Below are 19,625 nucleotides of genomic sequence, written 5' to 3' on the forward strand. Positions count from 1 at the left end.
ACTGGGATCGTGCACCCCATCAGCGGGTCCCGCGCGCGGTGTACTTCTCGAGGGTCGAGGCGTCCTTCTCGGTGATGATGGCCGGGCCGGTCAGGACCGTTTTGCCGCCGCCGAGGATGTCGCCGTTGGTCTTGTAGAGCCACAGCATGTCGATGGCCTCGTACCCCTGGAGGTAGGGCTGCTGGTCGACCGCGAAGCCGACCTCCTTGGCCTGGAGGCGCTTGACCACCTCGGCGTTCAGGTCGAAGGTGTCTATCTCCGCCTTGCTGCCGGCGTCGGCCTTGGCCTTCACCGCGACGGCGGCGATCGGGGCGCCCAGGGTGACGAGGGCGTCGATGCCCTTGGTGGCCTGGAGCTTCGCCTCGATGGAGGACTGGGTGGCGGGGGCGTTGGTGCCGTCGACGTTGAGGTTCTCGAGCGTGCCCTTGAAGGTCTTCTTCACACCCGCGCAGCGCTGCTCCAGCGAGACGTTGCCCTGCTCGTGGATGACGCAGACGGCCTTCTTCAGACCCCGGTTGTTCAGCTCCTCGCCGACGGCCTCACCGGCGACCGACTCGTCCTGGCCGAAGTGCGCGAGGGCCCCGAACTGCTTGGAGAACTCGGCACCGGAGTTGATCGTGACGACCGGGATGCCCGCCTGCTCGGCCTTGGCGAGGACGTCCTTCATGGCATCGGGCTTGGCCAGGGTGACGACGATCCCGTCGACCTTCTTGTCGATGGCGGCCTGGACGAGCTGGGCCTGCCCGCCCGCTTCCTTGTCGTTCGAGTACAGGAAGTCGACGTTGTCCTTGCTCGCCGCCTGCTTGGCGCCGCTCTGCACGATGTCCCAGAAGGTGTCGCCCTCGCCGGAGTGCGTCACCATCGCGATCTTCAGACGGGGCGTACTCGCGGCCTTGCCGCCGCTCCCGCCGGCGCTCGCCTTGTTCTCGGAGTCCTTGCCACCGGAGTTGCTGCAGCCGGCCGCGAGCGCGATCACGGCGATCACCGCCGCTGCCGTTCGGGCTGTACGCATGGTCGGAACACCCTCTTCTCCGCCGCACCTTTGCGGCTGAGGGGAGTTCTAGCTTTGCGCCCGCACACAAGTCAATGGACTTTTTAGAACATTCTTACGATTCAAATTCGGCCTCGCCGAAGCCGATTCACCACCCCTTCACGACCGCTTCACGGCCGTACGAGGAGCTGGAATTCGAAGGAGTAGCGCGAGGCGCGGTACATGTGGCTGCCGAACTCCACCGCGCGTCCGGTGTCGTCGAAGGTGGTGCGCTGCATGGTGAGCAGCGGTGCCCCCGCGGGCTCGCCGAGCCGCTCCCCCTCCTCCGCGGTGGCCGCGCGGGCGCCGACGGACTGGCGGGCGCTGTGCAGTGTGATGCCCGCGGCCCGCATCAGCCGGTACAGACCGGTGGCCTCCATCTGCTCGCTGTCCAGCTCCAGCAGCTCCGGGGGCAGATAGTTGCAGAGGTACGCCATCGGCTCCCCGTGGGCGAGCCGCAGCCGCTCCACCCGGTGCACGTCGCTGCCCTCGGCCACACCCAGAGCGGCCGCGACCTCGGCGGACGCCGGTACGACGGTGTTGACGAGCACCCGGGTCGCGGGACGCTGCCCGGCCGCCTCCAGGTCGTCGTACAGACTGCTGAGCTCCAGGGGCCGCTTGACCTGGCTGTGCACGACCTGGGTGCCGACACCGCGGCGGCGCACCAGCAGACCCTTGTCGACGAGGGACTGGATGGCCTGGCGGACCGTGGGACGGGACAGCCCGAGCCGCCCCGCGAGCTCGATCTCGTTGCCGAGAAGGCTGCCCGGGGTCAGGGTCCCGTGCTCGATCGCCGCCTCCAGCTGTTGGGACAGCTGGAAGTACAGCGGGACCGGACTGCTGCGGTCGACGCTGAGCTGAAGCGACACGGTCGGTTCCTCATCTGGTTTCGGCACGGGCCGAGCGTAGCTCCGGGAGATGTTGACGGGAAGTTGTGTAGTTCGATTGTCCGGACAAAGCATTGACAGCGTGCCTGGTGCGCCCTCACTTTGTTCCCATGCGCATCGGACTGATCGGAACGGGTCGTATCGGTACATTTCACGCGACCGTTCTCAACCGCCATCGCGAGGTCGGCTCCCTCATCGTCACGGACGCGGACTCGGTGAGGGCACATGCGGTCGCGGACCGGTTGGGCGCCACGGCGGCGCCCAGCGTGGACGAGATCTTCACCTGGGGTGTGGACGCCGTGGTGATCACGGCGGCCACCTCGGCGCACGGCGAACTGATCGGTAGGGCAGCGCGCATGGGGCTCCCGGTGTTCTGCGAGAAGCCCATCGCCGTCGACCTGCCGGGCACGCTGTCCGCGCTCGCCGAGGTCGACGCGGCCGGCACGGTCCTCCAGCTGGGCTTCCAGCGCCGCTTCGACACGGGCTACGCGACCGCGCGCGAGGCGGTGCGCTCGGGGCGGCTCGGACGGCTGCACACGATCCGCGCGATGACCTCCGACCAGTCGCCTCCCCCCGCCGCGTACCTCCCGATCTCCGGTGGCATGTACCGCGACTGCCTCGTGCATGACTTCGACATGCTGCGCTGGATCACCGGCCGCGAGGTCGTCGAGGTGTACGCGATGGGCTCCGACGCCGGGCCCTCGATGTTCCGTGAGGCGCATGACATCGACACGGCCGCCGCCGTCCTCACCCTGGACGACGGCACGCTCGCCACGGCGACCGCGACCCGGCTGAACGGCGCGGGCTACGACGTGCGCATGGAGCTGGCCGGCGAGCTGGACCAGATCGGCGTCGGCCTGGACGACCGTACGCCGATCGCCTCCACCGAACCGGCCGGACCGCCGGCCGCCGACAAGCCGTGGACCGGTTTCCTGGAGCGCTTCGGCCCTGCCTACGAGGCCGAGCTCGCCGCCTTCGTCGACGTCGTGCGCGGCGAACGCGCCAACCCCTGCGACGGGCAGGAGGCTCTGCACGCACTGCGCATCGCCGAGGCCTGCGAGCTGTCGCGGCTGGAGAGACGCCCGGTGTATCTGGCGGAGATCCCCGGCAGACGGGACTGAGCGGACACGTCGGTGCCGCTCCCCACCCGAGTCCGCCGCACCACCGTCACCCCTTCACTCACCCCCACGCACCACCACTCACCAGCGCACGGGCAGACTGCGCAGACCGCGCATCAGCATGCCCGAGAGCCAGTCACCAGGGGGCCCGTCCAGTGCGAGATCCGGGCATCTCTCCAGCAGGGAGCGCAGCGCGACCCGGGCTTCGAGACGGGCCAGCGGCGCACCCAGGCAGTAGTGGATGCCGTGCCCGAAGGAGAGATGGCCCTGCGGGGCGCGGTGGATGTCGAAGCGGCCCGGATCCGGGCAGCGCGCCGCGTCACGGTTCGCGGCGTCGAGCCCGATCATCACCGGGTCACCCGCCGCGATGGCCCTGCCACCGATCTCCAATGGCTCCGCCGCATAGCGGTACGTCGCCGTCTCGACCGGTCCCTCGAAGCGCAGCACCTCCTCCACCGCGCCGTCGAGGAGCGTCATGTCGGCCCGCAGCGCGGCGAGCTGGCCGGGGTGGGTGAGCAGGGCGTGCACACCGTTCGTGATCAAGTTGACCGTGGTCTCGTGGCCCGCGACCAGGAGGATGAACGCCATCCCGCGCAACTCGTCCCGGGAGAGCCGGTCGCCGTCCTCGGCCCGGGTGCGGATGAGGTCGCTGAGCAGGTCGTCGCCGGGTGCCGTGCACCGCTTGTCCTCGATGAGCTCATCGAGATAGGCGGCCAGCTGCCGGACGGCCGCCAGCTCGGAATCCCCGTCGGTCGGCGTCACGATCTCGTTCGACATCGCGCGGAACGCCACCCGGTCGATGTCCGGCACACCCAGCAGCTCGCAGATGACGGTGATCGGCAGCGGGTAGGCGAACGAGTCGACGAGGTCGGCACCCCCCTTCGGCAGCATCTCGTCCAGCAGTTCGTCGGTGATCTGCTGGACGCGCGGACGCAGCGCCTCCACCCGCCGCATGGTGAACGCGCCCGTGACGAGGGAGCGCAGCCGGGTGTGCTCCGGCGGGTCGGCGATCAGCACATACCGGCCCATCAGCTCTTCTTCGAGTGAACTCCACCCGCCTCTCCTCGTGTCCTTGGAAAGCCTCGGGTCGGCGAGAGCGGCCCGCGCCTCCTCGTACCCCACGACGAGCCAGCCCTCGTACGCGCCCGGCTGCGGTGTCCGCACCCAGTGGACGGGGCCGCGCTCGCGCAGCGCCGCGTACACCGGATACGGGTCCCTCGTGAATCCCGCTCCGTACTCCCCCAGATCGATCATGGTCGCCCTCCCGTTGCCCTTCCAACGTGCGGGCGCCACGCTCAGTGCCCGTCCTCTCCCTCCAGAAGCCCCGCGTCGTACGTCAACAGGGCGATCTGCACACGGTTGTTGAGGCCGAGCTTGGCGAGGATGCGTGAGACATGGGTCTTGACGGTGGCGACGCTCATGTACAGCACGGCGGCGATCTCGGCGTTGGAGGAGCCCCGGCCGACAGCCACGGCGACCTCGCGTTCACGGTCGTTGAGCGCGCCGATCCGGTCCCGGGCGCCGGTACGCCGCCCGCCCGGCGCCCCACCGGCCGCGTGCTCCATCAACTGGCGGGTGACGGCGGGCGAGAGCACGGGATCACCGGCCGCGACCCGGCGTACCGCGTCGAGGATCTGCACAGGCGGCGTGTCCTTGAGGACGAACCCGGCGGCACCCGCGCGCAGCGCCCGCAGCACCTGGTCGTCGGCGTGAAACGTGGTGAGGACCACGACCTGCGGCGCGTCCTCGCGTCCCCGCAGCCGTTCGGTGGCCGTGAGTCCGTCGATCACCGGCATCCGGATGTCCATCAGGACGACGTCCGGGCGGGTGCGGTCGACGAGCGCCTCGACCTCGCCGCCGTCCGCGGCCTCGCCGACGATCTCGATGTCGTCGGCGCCGCCCATCATGAAGGACAGGCCGGCCCTGACCAGCGGATCGTCGTCGACGAGAAGCAGCCGGATCGCGTTCATGGTGCCTACCGTAGGTGCCCGCCGGGGCATTACCCACGCCTCGACCGCGGCGAACGACTACCGTCGGCCGCCACGACAGTCTCGACGGGGTCTCTCCCGGGAGTGAGGAGTTCAGTGCGCTATCGGCTCTTGGGCAGGACCGGCCTGCGCGTCTCGGAGCTGTTCCTCGGTGCCATGACGTTCGGGGAGCAGGGCGGGGTGGGAGCGCCGAAGGAGGAGTGCGCGCGGATCCTCGACACGTACGCGGAGGCGGGCGGCAACGTGGTGGACACGGCCGTCAACTACCGCGGCGGCGCCAGCGAGGAGATCGTGGGGGAGTTACTCAGAGGCCGACGCGACCGTTTCGTCCTCTCCACCAAGTACACCGTCTCCCGTGACGGCACCGACCCGAACGCCGCCGGGAACCACCGCAAGAACCTGGCCCTCTCCCTGGAGACGAGCCTGCGGCGCCTCGACACGGACTACATCGACGTCTACTGGGTGCACATCTGGGACCGGAACACACCGGTCGAGGAGACCATGCGCGCCCTGGACGACGCCGTACGGTCCGGCAAGGTCCTGTACGTGGGAATCTCGGACGCGCCCGCCTGGGTGGTCTCGCGGGCCAACACCCTTGCCGAGTGGCGGGGTTGGTCCCCCTTCGCCGCACTCCAGGTGCCCTACAGCCTGCTCAGCCGCGACGCGGAGCGCGAGCTCCTCCCCATGGCGGAGACCCTCGGCATGTCGGTGGCCGCGTGGAGCCCGCTGCACAACGGCATCCTGTCGGGCAAGTACACACGTCCGGGCGGCGTGGCCCCCGGCACGGCGACCCGCCTCTCCCCCGAGGCGATCGGGGAACTCGAACGGACGGTGGCCGAAGCGGTCCAGTCGGCGGCCGACGAGCTCGGCGCCTCCCCCGCCCAGGTGGCCATCGCCTGGACCATGGCCCACTCCCCCACCGTCCACCCCGTCATCGGCGCCCGCCACGTCACCCAGCTCACCGACAACCTGGGCGCGGCCCAACTCACCCTCCCCGACCACATACTGACGAACCTGGAGGAGGCCACGGCCTTCCGCACCGGCTTCCCGACGGACTTCATCAACGAAACAGCAAGCTGGGTATACGGCACCGCGGGCCACCGAGTAATCCCCCGCAAGCCCTGACACACCCGCAGCCGACATGCGACGCGAGGGGCCGCGGCGGTACGTCGCAAGCCCGTCGCCTACGTCCGGATCGAGCAGCGGCTCCCTTGCCCGGCCCACGTCTGATCCAGCGGCGACGGGCTCGACGTACCGCCACGGCCCCGCCCCACCCCGCACCCGCAGGCACGCCACACGCTCACCCCCGCACGCACCCGCAGCCGCACCCGCAGCCACAGCCGCACCCCACGCTCACCCACCCCACGGCAGCCACGCCCGCACCAAGAAGCCCCCACCCCCGTCGGACCCGTGCTCCAGACGCCCCCCGGCCAGAGTGGCCCGCTCGGTCAGCCCGATCAGCCCCTGCCCGGAACCCGGCACATGCGGCACCTCCCCCGGAGGAGCGGGGTTGCGCACGGACACACTCACACCGTCGCCCGGGGTCCCCGAGACGCCCACCGTGACCTCGGCCCCCGGAGCGTGCTTGCGAGCGTTCGTCAGCCCTTCCTGGGCGATGCGATACACGGTCCGCCCGACAGAGGCGGGCACCGCCGCGGCATCGGCGACCCGCAGATCGAGGGCCACCTTCATCCCCGCCTCACGTGACTCGCAGACCAGCGCGTCCAACGCGCCGAGCGTCGGCTGCGGCCGCCCCGCGTCGTCGGAGTCACCCGCCCGCAGCACCCCGATGATCTCCCGCAGATCCTGAAGGGCCTCGTGCGCACTCTCCCGGATCACCCCGGCGGCCCGCGCGACCTCCTCGCGAGGCGCGTCCGGACGGAACTCCAATGCCCCCGCGTGCACGCTCAACAGCGTCAGCCGGTGCGCGAGCACATCGTGCATCTCGCGCGCGATCGCCTCGCGCGCCAGCCGCTGCGCCTGCTCGGCCCGCAGCGCGGCCTCCGTCTCGGCCCGCCGTGCCCGGTCCCGCAGACTCAGCATGAGCTGCCGCTTGGACCGCACGAACATGCCCCAGCCGACGACCGACAGGGTCAGCAGCGCGGTGACGGCGATGGCGGCGGCGTAGGAAAGATCGGGATCGGGGCGCAGCCAGAAGTAGACCGGAAGCAGGGCGAACTGGAGACCGGCGACCCAGCCCACGTACTTGAGGGGCCGGTGCACGGCGAGCGTGAAGAGGGCGACCAGGCCTGCGCCACCCGCGGTGTTCGAGAGCACTCCGACGGGGATCATCGCCACGGCCAGCCCCAGCGGCCACCGACGGCGCGACCACACGGCGAGGCAGGCGAGTCCGCCGATCCACTGGTCGACGACGGCGAGGGCGTGCGGGGTGTCCGGGTCGCGGGTCAGCGTGTGCGCGGCCATCGCCCCGATGACGACGGCCAGCACGAAGCAGCCGAAGTCGACCACCCAGTCACGCGCGGTACGCCGGGGCCGTCGGCCCTGCCCCGTCCACTCGGGGTCGAGCTCCGCGACCACGGCCGACGGCAGCAGCCAGCGCCGCCCGGGCAGAACGGGTGCCGTCGGCACCGGATTGTCACCACTCACGGTCGACAAATCTACGAGGCCCGCCGCGCGGGCACCTCCCCCGCGGGGGCGATCGTCGACCAAAGTAGCGGCGCCACATACTTTCGTCCGGACGTACCTCGCCCCGCGGCCCATGAACGTGGGGGGAACCGCGGGGCGAGGATCTTCCGCAGAGCGGCCAGAACAGTCGAACCAGATGAAGCGGTCAAACCGGTTGTACGCGCAACCCTCGGCTCAGCAGCCGAAGTTGATCAGCTTGAACGTGACGTAGTGGTCCGAGGTGTAGTAGTCCTCCTGCGTCTTCTTGCCGGTCACGATGCGCTTGGCGCCACGCGTCGAGGAGCCCGGCGTGATGACGGTGTACTCGTGGTAGTACCCGGTGGACTGGGAGGGCAGGACACCCTCCCGGTTCTGGAAGACGACCCCGTCCTGCGAGTACGGGAAGGGACCGCCGGACGCGATCAGGTCCAGCGTGTCGTACGCCTGCGACGGCAGCCTGCTGTAGCAGATGCTGCCCACGGCGGTGGCCGCCGCGTTGGCGGGGACCACGGTGGTGCCGCCGATGAGCAGCGCGGACATGAAGGCGACCAGGGCGCCGATACGAGTGATTCGTGGGGGGAATCTCATGACTCTAGGATGACGCGCGTAGACCCTGGCATGTCAATGTCAAGGCAGAGGATTTCTCCCGTCAAGTCCTATGAATTTTCCGGGAGTTAACGAAGCCCGACACGACGCCGAGCGCGGTCAGCTGCTCACGGGGCCTGCGGCGGTAGTGTGCCGGGGGACGGTGCGGTGCGCACACGACGCCATCCACGGTGAGGGGCGATGATCGTTTCGGTGGTGTCGATGCCGGAGGGCGTCGTCGTTCGCACGGGTCTGGCACAGGCCCGGGAGCACCTCGCGGTGACCTCCGGCTTCGTGATCGTGGACATCGACCTGGAAGACGAACGACCGCCCGCCGACGAGCCCCTCTCCCGCCGGCTCGGGCTGGACGACGCGGCCGGGGAGTGGCTCGGCAGAGCGGACGCGCACGTCCGGGCCGAGTACCGCGGCGGCACCGCCATCGGCGTCGTTCCGGTGGTCTGCGGAGACGAGGTCACCCACATCCATGTCCTCGCCGACGACCGCCGCTTCATCACGGTGCATCACGGGCCCGTCGAACTGATCGAGGCCTTCATCGACCGGTTGCCGCAGGACCCGCCCCCCGACGTGATGACGACGCTGTTCCTGTTTCTGCAAGGGGTCCTGGAGACCTTTCGCCGGGCCGTCACGCAGGCCCATCTGGAGGTCGAGGACCTGGAGGAGGCGATGTTCGAGCGGCGGCAACCGGAGCATGTCCAACGGCTGGCCCAGCTGCGACGGCGCGCGGCCCATCTGCATCGCGCGTTCCTGCCGTACGCCGCGGTCGCCCAGGAGATCCTGGTGCGCCGCAGGATGGCGGATCACCATCTCACGGAGGAGCGGCAGGCGATGAACCGGCTGCACGAGCACACCGTGCAGCTGGTCCTCGTGGAGATCGAGGCGCTGCGGGACGCGGCCCGGCGGGCCGCGACCAGCTACGCGTCACTCGTCGCCGATCAGCAGAACGTCGTGATCAACAGACTCACCATCGTCTCGATGGTCTTCTTGCCGCTGTCGTTCCTGACCGGCTTCTTCGGCATGAACTTCGCCTACCTCACCAACCGGCTGACGAGCGAGGACTCCTTCCTGGAGTTCGGCGTGGCGCTGCAGGTGGGTGCCGTGGTCGTCGCCCTGTACTACGTGCTGTACCGCACGCACTGGCGGCAACTGCGCGACGGCCGCGCTCGCGACGCCGCCGACGACCAGCCCTGATCGCGGCCCGCCGGGCCCCGCGCGGCAGCGCGGCCTCAGCCGCCGAGCTCCTGGTACCTGGCCGTCAGGGCCGTGGCGCCCTCCTGCGTGAGGGAGCCGAACAGACGCAGGCGGGAGATGCCTCCGTCGGGGAAGATGTCCACACGCGCGTGCGTCCCGGTCACGGGCGCGGCGAGGACGAAGCGGTGGTTGGTGTCGGGCTGGAGGCGGGTACGGGGGAGGATCTCCGTCCAGTCGCCGTCGTCGCCGTCCTTCACCGACACCGACGCCCAGCCGGCGCTGTTGCCCTTCAAGTACGCCGTGTCGATCTCCAGGGCGCGGATCTCGGACTGGGCGACCAACTGGTAGCGGATCCAGTCGTTGCCCTGGTCGCGGCGGCGGCGGGTCTCCCAGCCGTCGTCCATCTTGCGGGAGCGTCCCGGCTGGATGGTGTTCGTGGCGGGCGAGTAGAAGAGGTTGGAGGCGTCCTCGACCCGGCCGCCGTTCTCCAGGGCGAGAACGTCGAAGGTGCCGAGCGCGGAGAGCCACTCCGGGTCGGCCACGACCTCGCCGTGGACACGCAGTCGGGCGATGCCGCCGTCGGGGTGCTGGTTGACGCGGAGGTGGGTGAAGCGCTGCTCGACGGCGACGGCGAAGCCGTTGGCGGCGTGGCCGCCGACCGCCGTGCGCGGTACGAGCGTCGTCCACTTCACGTCGTCCGCGAGGAGTTCCTCCGGTGACGGGGAGCCGGGCACCGAGGCGCCCTCGACCGACACCGCCTGGGGGTAGTTGCCGCGGAAGTGGGCCGTGTCGACCACCACCCCGCGTACGACACCGGGTGCGCCGAGCCGGACGAGCGCCCAGTCGTGGTCCTCGGCCGTCGGCCACGGGTGCTCGGCCGAGGCGCCGCGGCGCCGTCGCGTCTCCCAGCCGTCCATGACCTTGCCCTTGTGCCCGAAGTGCTCGGGATCGAACTCGGCGCGCCCCGGCAGCAGGAGGTTCTCGCGCTGGGCGAAGAACTCGTCGTTGGCGGCGATGACCCCGGCGCCGAGCTGCCGGTCGGCGAGGTTGGCGTACTGGGTGAAGGGGAAGTCGGCGGTGCGGTGGTCCGCGTACGGGTCGCCGCCTCCGTAGGGGTTCGCGTCGCCGGTGAAGTGAGGAATCGCCGTCACGTTGATCAGGTCTGCCTTTCGAGGTCGGCCTCTACGGGGGCGGGTGCGGGTGCGGGTGCGTTCGAGGACTACGGGGTGCGCGTCAGGAGTTCACCACCGGGGGCGCCGAACTCGCCGTCGGCCACGATGCGCTCGCCGCGCAGCCAGGTGGACTTCACGACCCCGCTGAGCGATCGGCCGGCGTAGGCCGTGACCCGGTTGCGGTGCTGCAGCGCGGCGGGATCCACGGTGAAGGTCTCGTCGGGGGCGAGGACGGCGAAGTCGGCGTCATGGCCAACCACGATGGCGCCCTTGCGGGAGTCGAGGCCGACCAGTTGAGCGGTGCGCGTGGACATCCAGCGGACCACGTCCTCCAGGCTGTGACCGCGCTTGCGTGCCTCCGTCCAGACCGCCGACAGGCTCAGCTGGAGCCCGGAGATGCCGCCCCAGGCGGTCGCGAAGTCGTCCGTCTTCAGGTCGGCCGTGGACGGCGAGTGGTCGGTGACGACGCAGTCGATCGTGCCGTCGGCCAGCGCCTGCCACAGCAGGTCCTGGTTGGCGGCCTCACGGATGGGCGGGCAGCACTTGAACTCGCTCGCCCCGTCCGGGACTTCCTCCGCCGTCAGGGTCAGGTAGTGGGGGCAGGTCTCCACCGTGATCCGCACGCCCGCACGCTTGGCGTCGGCGATCAGGGGCAGCGCGTCGGAGGACGACAGGTGCAGCACGTGCACACGCGCGTCGAGGCGTTCGGCCTGCGCGATGAGGTTGCCGATGGCGGTGTCCTCGGCGTCGCGCGGGCGCGAGGCCAGGAAGTCGGCGTACTTCCGGCCGCCCTGCTGAGGTGCGGCGGCGAGGTGGTGCGGGTCCTCCGCGTGCACGATGAGCAGGCCGTCGAACGCGGCGATCTCGGCCAGGGACCGGGCCAGTTGTTCCTGGTCCAGCTCGGGGAACTCGTCCACGCCGGACGGCGACAGGAAGGCCTTGAAGCCGAAGACTCCCGCGTCGTGCAGCGGGCGCAGGTGCTTGACGTTGTCGGGGAGGGCACCGCCCCAGAAGCCGACGTCGATGTGCGCCTTGGGGCGGGCGACGTCCTGCTTCGTACGGAGATGCTCGACCGTGGTCGTCGGCGGGAGGGAGTTGAGCGGCATGTCGACCAAGGTGGTGATGCCGCCGGCCGCGGCGGCGCGCGTCGCGGTCCAGAAGCCCTCCCACTCCGCGCGGCCGGGGTCGTTGACGTGCACGTGGGTGTCGACCAGACCCGGCAGGAGGACGTCGTCACCGAAGTCCTCCAGGCGGGCGCCGGGCGGCACCTCGGCGTCGTACGCGAGCACGGCCGTGATCTTGCCCGCGGCGACCGCGACCGTGGCGGCGCGCGTCCCTTCGGGAGTGATGACGCGCGTCGAGCGCAGCATCAGTTCGACCCATCCGACGTCGGACACCCGGACCCCTCTCTCTGCCGCTGTCGACTCCCGCTGCCGCGGTTGACTTCCACGGAACGGAATTCAACGTTCTGTTGAAGGAGTCTTCACTCAAGCCCTCACGCCGTCAAGGGCTCACCCCTCCACCCTGCCCCCGAACGCGCCCCTCTGGATGTTTCCACAAAATGGAATTAGAATTCCACAGAGCAGAACTTAGCTACGCATCCCCCGAGGAGTCAACCAACGGCCGGGTAGGCTGCATCACTGTCTGTCAGTCGTGAAAGGACCGCGCCGTGCCTGCGTCCAGCGCCAGCACCACCGACGCCGCCAAGTCATCCGCCCCGAGCGGTGGTGTCCAGTCCCTCGAGCGCGCCTTCGACCTGCTCGAGCGCATGGCCGACGCCGGCGGGGAGGTCGGCCTGAGCGAGCTCTCCGTGAGCAGCGGGCTGCCACTGCCCACCATCCACCGCCTCATGCGCACACTCGTGGCCTGCGGTTACGTACGCCAGCAGCCGAACCGCCGCTACGCGCTCGGCCCCCGCCTGATCCGCCTGGGCGAGTCCGCGTCCCGGCTGCTCGGCACCTGGGCGCGCCCCTATCTCGCCCGTCTGGTCGAGGAGACCGGCGAGACCGCGAACATGGCGCTGCTCGACGGGGACGAGATCGTCTACGTGGCCCAGGTGCCCTCCAAGCACTCGATGCGCATGTTCACCGAGGTGGGGCGCCGGGTGCTGCCGCACTCCACCGGCGTGGGCAAGGCGCTGCTCGCGAACACCCCGGCGGACGAGGTGCGCGCGCTGCTCGCCCGTACCGGCATGCCCGCCGCGACGGAGAAGACGATCACCACCCCGGACGGCTTCCTGTCCGCGCTGGAGGAGGTGCGCCGGCTCGGTTACGCGGTGGACGACAACGAGCAGGAGATCGGCGTGCGCTGCCTCGCCGTCTCGGTCCCCGACTCCCCCACGGCCGCCGCCCTCTCGATCTCCGGTCCCGCGGGCCGGGTCACGGACGTGGCCACGGAGAAGATCGTGCCCGTGCTCCAGCAGGTCGCGGCGGAGCTGTCGGAGGCGCTGGCGAGCTCGGGCCCGGGGGCCTGACCGGAGCGCCTCCGGTTCACCCGGCGGCGACGTCGGCGAAGTCCCGCGCCATGGCCCGGCGCAGGGCACGGCGTTCGCGCCGCGCGAAGGCCGGTGCGGGCACCGTCAGGACCGGGCAGCGGGCGTGCGCCGACACCTGGCGGCGGACCGCGGCCCTACGAGCCCCCGCGCGGGCACCGAGGACCAGCAGGTCGTCCGGGTGCGCGGCCAGTCGGCACAGCGCCCGGTCGGGACGGGCCCGAACCACCCTGCGGACGACGGTGACCCCGGACGGCGTACCGCCGAAGGCCTCCTCGAAGGCGCGGTCGAGCCGGGCAGCGGCCTCGCGGGCGCAGCGGGCGGCCCAGACGCTGTCGGGGCTGCGGATGTAGAGGACCTCGCCCTCGGGCGGCTCCCACGCGAGTACGGCCACGAGCACGCGGCCGCTGTCGCGGGCGGCGCGGGCGGCGGTCCGCAGCGCGGCGAGGCTGGCGAGCGAGCCGCTGACGCCGACGACGACCTGTCCGGCGGCGGCCATCAGGACTCGCCTCGGCGTGGCCGCGGCAGCCCGAGCCCCCCAGCGGCACGGGCCGCGAAGCGCCCCGCGACCAGCCCGCGCAGCCACTCGCGCACCGGTACGCCCGGCATCCGCGCCTCCTGGCGCCGCTGCATCTCCCGCTCCCCACGATCCGTGAGGCAGTGGTCGCTTCCCTTCTCGCGGACGTGTCCGGCGTCGATCGGCATCGCTCCGCTCCCCTTCCCAGGCCAATATGGTGGGACGATTTCCCCTGGTCCCCGAAGTCTGTACGCTGATTGGCCTGCCCTACAGGGCCAATGCAAGGGAGTTGGCATGGTGAACGGACCGGTGGTCCACGGAATGGACAGGACGCTGGGAAGCCGCCAGCTCGCCGCACTGCTGTCCTCCGTGCTCCACGCCGACGGCCGCCCGGGGTATCGCGCGCTGGCCGACGGTGTACGCAGGCTGCTCCTCGACGGCCGGATCGCGCTGCACGTCCGGCTGCCCGCCGAGCGCGAGCTGGCCTCCGCGCTCACGGTCAGCAGGGCCACGGTGACGGCGGCGTACGACCTGTTGCGGGAGGACGGGTTCGCGCGGAGCCGGCGGGGCGCGGGGACGTGGACGGAGCTGCCCGCCGGCCACCGCCCGGCCAATGTGGCCTCCTTCCCGGCCGACGACGGGGTGATCGACCTGGCCATCGCGGCCCCCGGCGCGCCCGAGGCGGAGCTCGCCGCGGCCTTCGCGGAGGCGGGCGTCCTGCTGGCCCGGCGGGCCTCGACGCCCGGCTATCACCCCTATGGAATCCCGGAGTTGAGGGCCGCCGTCGCCGAGCGGTTCACCCGGCGTGGGCTGCCGACACTGCCGGACCAGATCCTCATCACGAACGGCGCGCAGCAGGCCCTCTCGCTCACGCTCGGGCTGCTCGGGCGGCCCGGTGACCGGATCCTGGTCGAGAACCCCTCGTATCCGAACGCGCTCGACGCGATGCGCCGCGTAGGACTGCGCACCACTCCCGTGCCCGTCACCGCGGAGGGCTGGGACCCGGGACTGATCGACTGCGCGCTGCGGCAGGCAGCGCCCCGGCTCGCGTATCTGATCCCCGACTTCCACAATCCGACGGGTCATCTGATGCCGCTCGAACAGCGCCTGGCGGTACTGGAGTCGGCGCGCGCGACCGGCACCTGGCTGGTGATCGACGAGACGATGACGGACATCGCGCTGGATGTGCCCGGGGCCGCGCCGTTCGCCTCGCTCGCACCCCGCGGAATGAGCGAACAGGTCGTGACGGTGGGGTCGTTGAGCAAGACGCACTGGGGCGGACTGCGCCTCGGCTGGGTGCGGGCGGGATCCCGGCTGATCACGGAGCTGGCGACCGCGCGGGTGCCCACGGACATGGGCGGTTCGGTCCTGGACCAGCTGGTCGCGCTCGGACTGCTGGCGCGCACGGACGAGGTGCTGCGCGAGCGGCTGCCGCGGCTGCGCGCCCAGCGGGACGCGCTCGCCGACTCACTGGCCCGTCATCTCCCCGACTGGCGCTGGCAGTTGCCGCCCGGTGGACTGACGCTGTGGATCGACCTGGGCCGCCCGATCGCCTCGTCGCTGGCCCGCGCGGCCCTGGCCCAGGGTCTGCGCATCGAGGGCGGTTCCCGCTTCGGCGCCGACCCGGGCACCCATGAGCACCGGCTGCGTTTCCCCTACACCCTGCCGTCCGACGTGCTCGACGAGGCCGTACGCCGGCTCACGACCGCCCTGGACAGCGGGCTCACCGCGGCCGGAGTGGAGGCGGGCCGCCCGCACTGGGTGGCGTGAGCGGTACTCCGGAAACGCACCCGTAGCCGGAGCAGAACCCCCGCCCCGCCCCGCCCCCTCAAGGGCGCCGGGGCGGTTCCCCGAACAGCTCCACCGCGCTGCGTACGCCCGCGAGGCCGGTCGACAGCGCGCTGACCGAGCCGATCGCGCCCGCGATCAGCAGCAGGGAGCGGCGCAGCCGGGGTATCTCGGGCATGCCGCTGAGGGCCATCGCCGCGAGCGCGGCGAGCTCGTCCTCGGCGATGCCCCGGTCGGGGAACTCGGCCGGATGCGTGGCGAGTTCACGGCGCAGCCGGGAGACGGCGGTCCGCAGTTCCGCCACCCTCGGATCCTCGTCGCTGCCGGTCACTGGCCTCTGTCCCAAGCTCCGCAACACAGCTCGCCCCCTCGCACGTCCTTGTGCGCACGCCCTCGCCGCTCTGCCCCACACCCCATGGCGATGGTCGGGCGCTTGGGGACGCGGGCCAGTAAACGCCACCCGATGCGGTGGCGCCACCGCGTGGACCGAAATTCAGCCCCGTGAACCGTGCCCCCGGCGCCGGGTCAGGTATGCAGGAGGTATGACGCACAGGGAAGACGGCGTATGACGCACACAGAAGACCAGGTGGCCGGGCTGCTCCTCGCGGCGGGCGGGGGGCGACGGCTCGGCGGGCGGCCCAAGGCGCTGCTCGAACACCGGGGGCGCCCCCTCGTGGAGTACGCGGTGGGGGTGCTGCGCGCGGCCGGATGCACGCGCGTCCACGTGGTGCTGGGGGCGCGGGCCGACGCCGTACGGGAGCGGGCGCGGCTCGACGGGTGTGTGCTCGTGGACAACCCGGAGTGGGAGCACGGCATGGGTTCGTCGCTACGGGCCGGGCTCGGCTCGCTGGCCGGCACGGGCGCGCGGGCGGCACTGGTCTCGCTGGTCGACCAGCCCGGCATCGGGCCGCGGGCGGTCGCCCGGGTGCTCGCCGCCTACCAGGACGACACCTCGCTGGTTTCCGCGGCGTACGACGGCGCGCGCGGCCATCCCGTCCTCTTCGGCGCCGCCCACTGGGCCGGTGTCGCGGCGAGTGCCACCGGCGACCGGGGGGCACGCGCCTATCTGAAGGAGCACGAGGCCGCGATCACCCTCGTCGAGTGCGGTGACGTGGCGCAGCCGTACGACATCGACACGGAGGACGACCTGGGACACCTTGAGTGAACGGCGTGGCACTGAGCGCCACGGTGCCTCGGCCTGGAGAATCTCGACATCAACAAACCATTGAACTTCCACTATGAGGAAACTAATATCCACTGTTCAGAAGCGCCGGGCTGCTCTCCAGGCGCTGATCGCCCTACCCGGGTCGTCTGGCACCCGGTGCCACGCTCGCTGAAGGAAGTGACAGCTCATGTCCGCACCAGCGCCGTCCCCGCTGGCCATCGTCGACGCCGAGCCCCTGCCCCGGCAGGAAGAGGTCCTCACCGACGCGGCCCTCGCCTTCGTGGCCGAGCTGCACCGGTTGTTCACGCCCCGGCGTGACGAGCTCCTCGCCCGCCGCGCGGAGCGCCGCGCCGAGATCGCCCGCACCTCCACGCTCGACTTCCTCCCCCAGACCGCCGCCATCCGCGCGGACGACTCCTGGCAGGTGGCCCCCGCCCCGGCCGCCCTGAACGACCGCCGTGTCGAGATCACCGGCCCCACCGACCGCAAGATGACCATCAACGCCCTCAACTCGGGCGCGAAGGTCTGGCTCGCGGACTTCGAGGACGCCTCGGCGCCCACCTGGGAGAACGTGGTCACCGGTCAGCTCAACCTGATCGGCGCGTACACCCGCAGCATCGATTTCACGGACCCGAAGTCCGGGAAGTCGTACGCCCTGAAGGCGAACGACGAACTCGCGACGGTCGTCATGCGGCCCCGCGGCTGGCACCTGAACGAGCGTCACCTCGTCGACGCGGACGGCACCCCCGTCCCCGGCGCGCTCGTCGACTTCGGCCTGTACTTCTTCCACAACGCGCAGCGCCTGCTCGACCTCGGCAAGGGCCCGTACTTCTACCTCCCGAAGACGGAATCGCACCTGGAGGCCCGCCTCTGGAACGACGTCTTCGTCTTCGCTCAGGACTACGTCGGCATCCCGCAGGGCACCGTCCGCGCGACCGTCCTGATCGAGACGATCACGGCGGCGTACGAGATGGAGGAGATCCTCTACGAACTCCGCGACCACGCCTCCGGGTTGAACGCGGGTCGCTGGGACTACCTCTTCTCCATCGTCAAGAACTTCCGTGACGGCGGCCAGAAGTTCGTGCTGCCGGACCGCAACGCGGTGACGATGACGGCCCCGTTCATGCGCGCCTACACCGAACTCCTCGTCCGCACCTGTCACAAGCGCGGCGCGCACGCGATCGGCGGCATGGCGGCCTTCATCCCCTCCCGGCGCGACGAAGAGGTCAACAAGGTCGCCTTCGAGAAGGTCAAGGCCGACAAGGACCGCGAGGCGGGTGACGGTTTCGACGGCTCATGGGTGGCCCACCCGGACCTGGTCCCGATCGCGATGGCCTCCTTCGACGCCGTCCTCGGCGAGAAGCCGAACCAGAAGGACCGGCTGCGCGAGGACGTGTCGGTCGCCGCCGGGGACCTGATCGCCGTCGACTCCCTCGACGCCAGGCCGACGTACGACGGGCTGGTCAACGCCGTCCAGGTCGGCATCCGTTACATCGAGGCCTGGCTGCGCGGGCTCGGCGCGGTCGCCATCTTCAACCTCATGGAGGACGCGGCCACCGCCGAGATCTCCCGCTCGCAGATCTGGCAGTGGATCAACGCGGGCGTCGAGTTCGAGCACGCGGGGCACACCGTGAAGGCCACCCCGGAGCTGGCCCGCGAGGTCGCCGCCGAGGAGCTGGCGAACATCCGCGCCGAGATCGGCGAGGAGGCCTTCGCGGCCGGCCACTGGCAGCAGGCCCACGACCTGCTCCTGGAGGTCGCGCTCGACGAGAACTATGCCGACTTCCTGACGCTGCCGGCGTACGAGCAGCTCAAGGGCTGACCTCCCGGGCGGCTCACTTGTCCGAGTGGCCCAGGGACCTTCCCGGGGCCACTCGGTCGCGTACGAGCTTCTTCACGGCCGTCGGCTCCGGGAAGCCCTGCTCGCGCCGGTCCCAGACCACCTCGTCGTTCACGCGGACGACGAACACGCCGCCGGTGCCGGGCTTCAGGGACAGCTCGGTGAGTTCCGTCTCGAAGGTGGTGAGCAGCTCCTGGGCCAGCCAGGCCGCGCGGGGCAGCCAGCGGCACTGGGTGCAGTATTCGATCTGGACGCGCTGGACGTCCGTCATCCGAGGTGCACCGACCAATCCTGTTCCGCCGCCGGTTTGCCGTGCAGGTCGGGGACCCGCTTGAGCCAGTTCGGGCGGCCCTGCTGGGTTTTAGTCGCGCGGTCCGCGTCCTCGGCGGCGAGCTGTTCACGGCTCGGGAAGTCCGTGGGAAGCCAGTCCGCCGAGGCCTTCACGCGGGCGAGGAGATAGCGGACGTACGCTTCCCGCGCCTCGTCCGGGGTCGCGAAACCGGGTTCTTCCGCGAGCCAGGCGTCCGGCACCGCGGCGGTGACCTCGCGCAGCAGTTCCTCCGTCACCTTGGGCGCCAGTTCCGCGTCGGCGGCGCGGGTGTCCGGGGCGTAGCCGCCCAGGGCGTGGCGGCGGAAGTCGTACGCCTTCTCCGGGGCCGAGGCGTCCCAGCGGTGGTGGAAGACGAGGGCGGCGCCGTGGTCGATCAGCCACAGCCGCGGGGGCGCGATGCCGAACGTCGGCCAGACCATCAGGTTCGAGCTGTGCACCGTGCGGTCCACGTTGACCGTGAGGGCGTCCAGCCAGATCACCTTGCCCGCCTCCAGCGGGTCGACGGGGAACGTCCCGGCCATCTCCGGGGTGAAGTCCTTCGCGCCCGGCAGATAGTCCATGCCGAGGTTGAGCCCTGCGCTGACGCGCAGCAGGTCCTGGACCTCCTGGTGCGGCTCGTGCTCGGCGACGGCCGGGTCGAAGTGGACGAGGACCAGCTCGGGGAAGCGCAGCCCGAGGGCGCGCGCCAGTTCACCGACGATCACCTCGGCGACCAGCGCCTTGCGGCCCTGCGCGGAGCCCGTGAACTTCACGACGTACGTCCCCAGGTCATCGGCCTCGACGACTCCAGGCACGGAGCCACCGGACCGCAGGGGTGCGATATAGCGAGTCGCAGTGACCTCGTTCAGCATTTTCTCAGGCCATACATTTTCTTGACCT

At 70.9% G+C, this 19,625-nt stretch carries 20 protein-coding genes; 7 read left to right on the plus strand and 13 right to left on the minus strand.

The genetic code is table 11. The features are described from left to right. Positions 1–19: 19 nt before the first annotated feature. Together ACZ7M2_RS16265 and ACZ7M2_RS16270 are read right to left on the minus strand one after the other, a co-directional pair. The gene (locus tag ACZ7M2_RS16265; protein WP_471595782.1) at positions 20–1,012 is read right to left on the minus strand and encodes a sugar ABC transporter substrate-binding protein; all 993 of its coding nucleotides are present in this window, start codon (positions 1,010–1,012) and stop codon (positions 20–22) included. Between the two features lie 149 nt (positions 1,013–1,161). Then, positions 1,162–1,899, minus strand: coding sequence for a GntR family transcriptional regulator (locus tag ACZ7M2_RS16270; RefSeq protein ID WP_352044860.1), 738 nt, complete (start codon positions 1,897–1,899; stop codon positions 1,162–1,164). Positions 1,900–2,027: 128 nt separating this feature from the next. On the opposite strand from ACZ7M2_RS16270, the gene ACZ7M2_RS16275 reads away from it, so the two are divergent. Beyond that, positions 2,028–3,038 (plus strand): Gfo/Idh/MocA family protein, encoded by a 1,011-nt coding sequence (locus ACZ7M2_RS16275; RefSeq protein ID WP_060898450.1) that lies wholly within the window; start codon positions 2,028–2,030, stop codon positions 3,036–3,038. Positions 3,039–3,116: 78 nt separating this feature from the next. Here the strand turns inward: ACZ7M2_RS16275 and ACZ7M2_RS16280 are convergent, their stop codons facing one another. Together ACZ7M2_RS16280 and ACZ7M2_RS16285 are read right to left on the minus strand one after the other, a co-directional pair. Beyond that, positions 3,117–4,289 (minus strand): cytochrome P450 family protein, encoded by a 1,173-nt coding sequence (locus ACZ7M2_RS16280; protein WP_471595783.1) that lies wholly within the window; start codon positions 4,287–4,289, stop codon positions 3,117–3,119. Between the two features lie 41 nt (positions 4,290–4,330). Then, a complete protein-coding gene (locus tag ACZ7M2_RS16285; RefSeq protein WP_471595784.1) occupies positions 4,331–5,005 on the minus strand; it encodes a response regulator in 675 nt (224 codons plus the stop codon). A gap of 114 nt (positions 5,006–5,119) precedes the next feature. Here ACZ7M2_RS16285 and ACZ7M2_RS16290 point away from each other — a divergent pair, with 114 nt between their 5' ends. Next, positions 5,120–6,148 carry an aldo/keto reductase gene (locus tag ACZ7M2_RS16290; protein WP_471595785.1) on the plus strand — a complete coding sequence of 343 codons (1,029 nt, stop codon included), beginning with the start codon at positions 5,120–5,122 and terminating at the stop codon, positions 6,146–6,148. A 228-nt stretch (positions 6,149–6,376) separates the two neighbouring features. Here ACZ7M2_RS16290 and ACZ7M2_RS16295 read toward each other — a convergent pair whose 3' ends face one another. Together ACZ7M2_RS16295 and ACZ7M2_RS16300 are read right to left on the minus strand one after the other, a co-directional pair. After that, positions 6,377–7,639, minus strand: a complete 1,263-nt coding sequence (locus ACZ7M2_RS16295) for a sensor histidine kinase (RefSeq protein WP_471595786.1) — start codon at positions 7,637–7,639, stop codon at positions 6,377–6,379. 204 nt (positions 7,640–7,843) lie between these two features. After that, positions 7,844–8,236, minus strand: a complete 393-nt coding sequence (locus tag ACZ7M2_RS16300) for a guanyl-specific ribonuclease (protein WP_403694105.1) — start codon at positions 8,234–8,236, stop codon at positions 7,844–7,846. Positions 8,237–8,434: 198 nt separating this feature from the next. Between ACZ7M2_RS16300 and ACZ7M2_RS16305 the strand changes: the two genes are divergently transcribed. Next, on the plus strand, positions 8,435–9,442 hold the full coding sequence (locus tag ACZ7M2_RS16305; protein ID WP_471595787.1) for a magnesium transporter CorA family protein: 1,008 nt from the start codon (positions 8,435–8,437) through the stop codon (positions 9,440–9,442). Positions 9,443–9,477: 35 nt separating this feature from the next. On the opposite strand, the gene alc is transcribed toward ACZ7M2_RS16305, so the two are convergent. Beyond that, positions 9,478–10,593, minus strand: coding sequence for an allantoicase (gene alc, locus ACZ7M2_RS16310; RefSeq protein ID WP_471595788.1), 1,116 nt, complete (start codon positions 10,591–10,593; stop codon positions 9,478–9,480). Between the two features lie 68 nt (positions 10,594–10,661). Then, positions 10,662–11,984 carry an allantoinase AllB gene (gene allB / locus ACZ7M2_RS16315; protein WP_471596034.1) on the minus strand — a complete coding sequence of 441 codons (1,323 nt, stop codon included), beginning with the start codon at positions 11,982–11,984 and terminating at the stop codon, positions 10,662–10,664. 299 nt (positions 11,985–12,283) lie between these two features. Here allB and ACZ7M2_RS16320 point away from each other — a divergent pair, with 299 nt between their 5' ends. Further along, positions 12,284–13,087 carry an IclR family transcriptional regulator gene (locus ACZ7M2_RS16320; RefSeq protein ID WP_352044549.1) on the plus strand — a complete coding sequence of 268 codons (804 nt, stop codon included), beginning with the start codon at positions 12,284–12,286 and terminating at the stop codon, positions 13,085–13,087. A gap of 16 nt (positions 13,088–13,103) precedes the next feature. On the opposite strand, the gene ACZ7M2_RS16325 is transcribed toward ACZ7M2_RS16320, so the two are convergent. Together ACZ7M2_RS16325 and ACZ7M2_RS16330 are read right to left on the minus strand one after the other, a co-directional pair. Beyond that, a complete protein-coding gene (locus tag ACZ7M2_RS16325; RefSeq protein ID WP_471595789.1) occupies positions 13,104–13,604 on the minus strand; it encodes a universal stress protein in 501 nt (166 codons plus the stop codon). Then, entirely contained in the window at positions 13,604–13,810 is a 207-nt protein-coding gene (locus tag ACZ7M2_RS16330; protein WP_471595790.1) for a hypothetical protein, read from the minus strand. The genes ACZ7M2_RS16325 and ACZ7M2_RS16330 overlap by 1 nt, the downstream gene beginning before the upstream one ends. 106 nt (positions 13,811–13,916) lie before the next feature. Between ACZ7M2_RS16330 and yczR the strand changes: the two genes are divergently transcribed. Continuing rightward, on the plus strand, positions 13,917–15,392 hold the full coding sequence (gene yczR / locus ACZ7M2_RS16335) for a MocR-like transcription factor YczR (RefSeq protein WP_471595791.1): 1,476 nt from the start codon (positions 13,917–13,919) through the stop codon (positions 15,390–15,392). Between the two features lie 58 nt (positions 15,393–15,450). Here the strand turns inward: yczR and ACZ7M2_RS16340 are convergent, their stop codons facing one another. Continuing rightward, the gene (locus ACZ7M2_RS16340) at positions 15,451–15,768 is read right to left on the minus strand and encodes a DUF5955 family protein (RefSeq protein ID WP_054237073.1); all 318 of its coding nucleotides are present in this window, start codon (positions 15,766–15,768) and stop codon (positions 15,451–15,453) included. Between the two features lie 207 nt (positions 15,769–15,975). Between ACZ7M2_RS16340 and ACZ7M2_RS16345 the strand changes: the two genes are divergently transcribed. After that, positions 15,976–16,575 carry a nucleotidyltransferase family protein gene (locus tag ACZ7M2_RS16345; RefSeq protein WP_471595792.1) on the plus strand — a complete coding sequence of 200 codons (600 nt, stop codon included), beginning with the start codon at positions 15,976–15,978 and terminating at the stop codon, positions 16,573–16,575. 187 nt (positions 16,576–16,762) lie between these two features. Next, on the plus strand, positions 16,763–18,397 hold the full coding sequence (aceB, locus tag ACZ7M2_RS16350; RefSeq protein ID WP_352044544.1) for a malate synthase A: 1,635 nt from the start codon (positions 16,763–16,765) through the stop codon (positions 18,395–18,397). A 13-nt stretch (positions 18,398–18,410) separates the two neighbouring features. On the opposite strand, the gene ACZ7M2_RS16355 is transcribed toward aceB, so the two are convergent. Further along, a complete protein-coding gene (locus tag ACZ7M2_RS16355) occupies positions 18,411–18,686 on the minus strand; it encodes an Rdx family protein (RefSeq protein ID WP_054237070.1) in 276 nt (91 codons plus the stop codon). Then, positions 18,683–19,597, minus strand: a complete 915-nt coding sequence (locus ACZ7M2_RS16360; protein WP_471595793.1) for a HipA family kinase — start codon at positions 19,595–19,597, stop codon at positions 18,683–18,685. Before ACZ7M2_RS16360 ends, ACZ7M2_RS16355 begins: the two co-directional genes overlap by 4 nt. Positions 19,598–19,625: the final 28 nt, after the last annotated feature.

The organism is Streptomyces sp. NPDC111507, assembly GCF_055638955.1.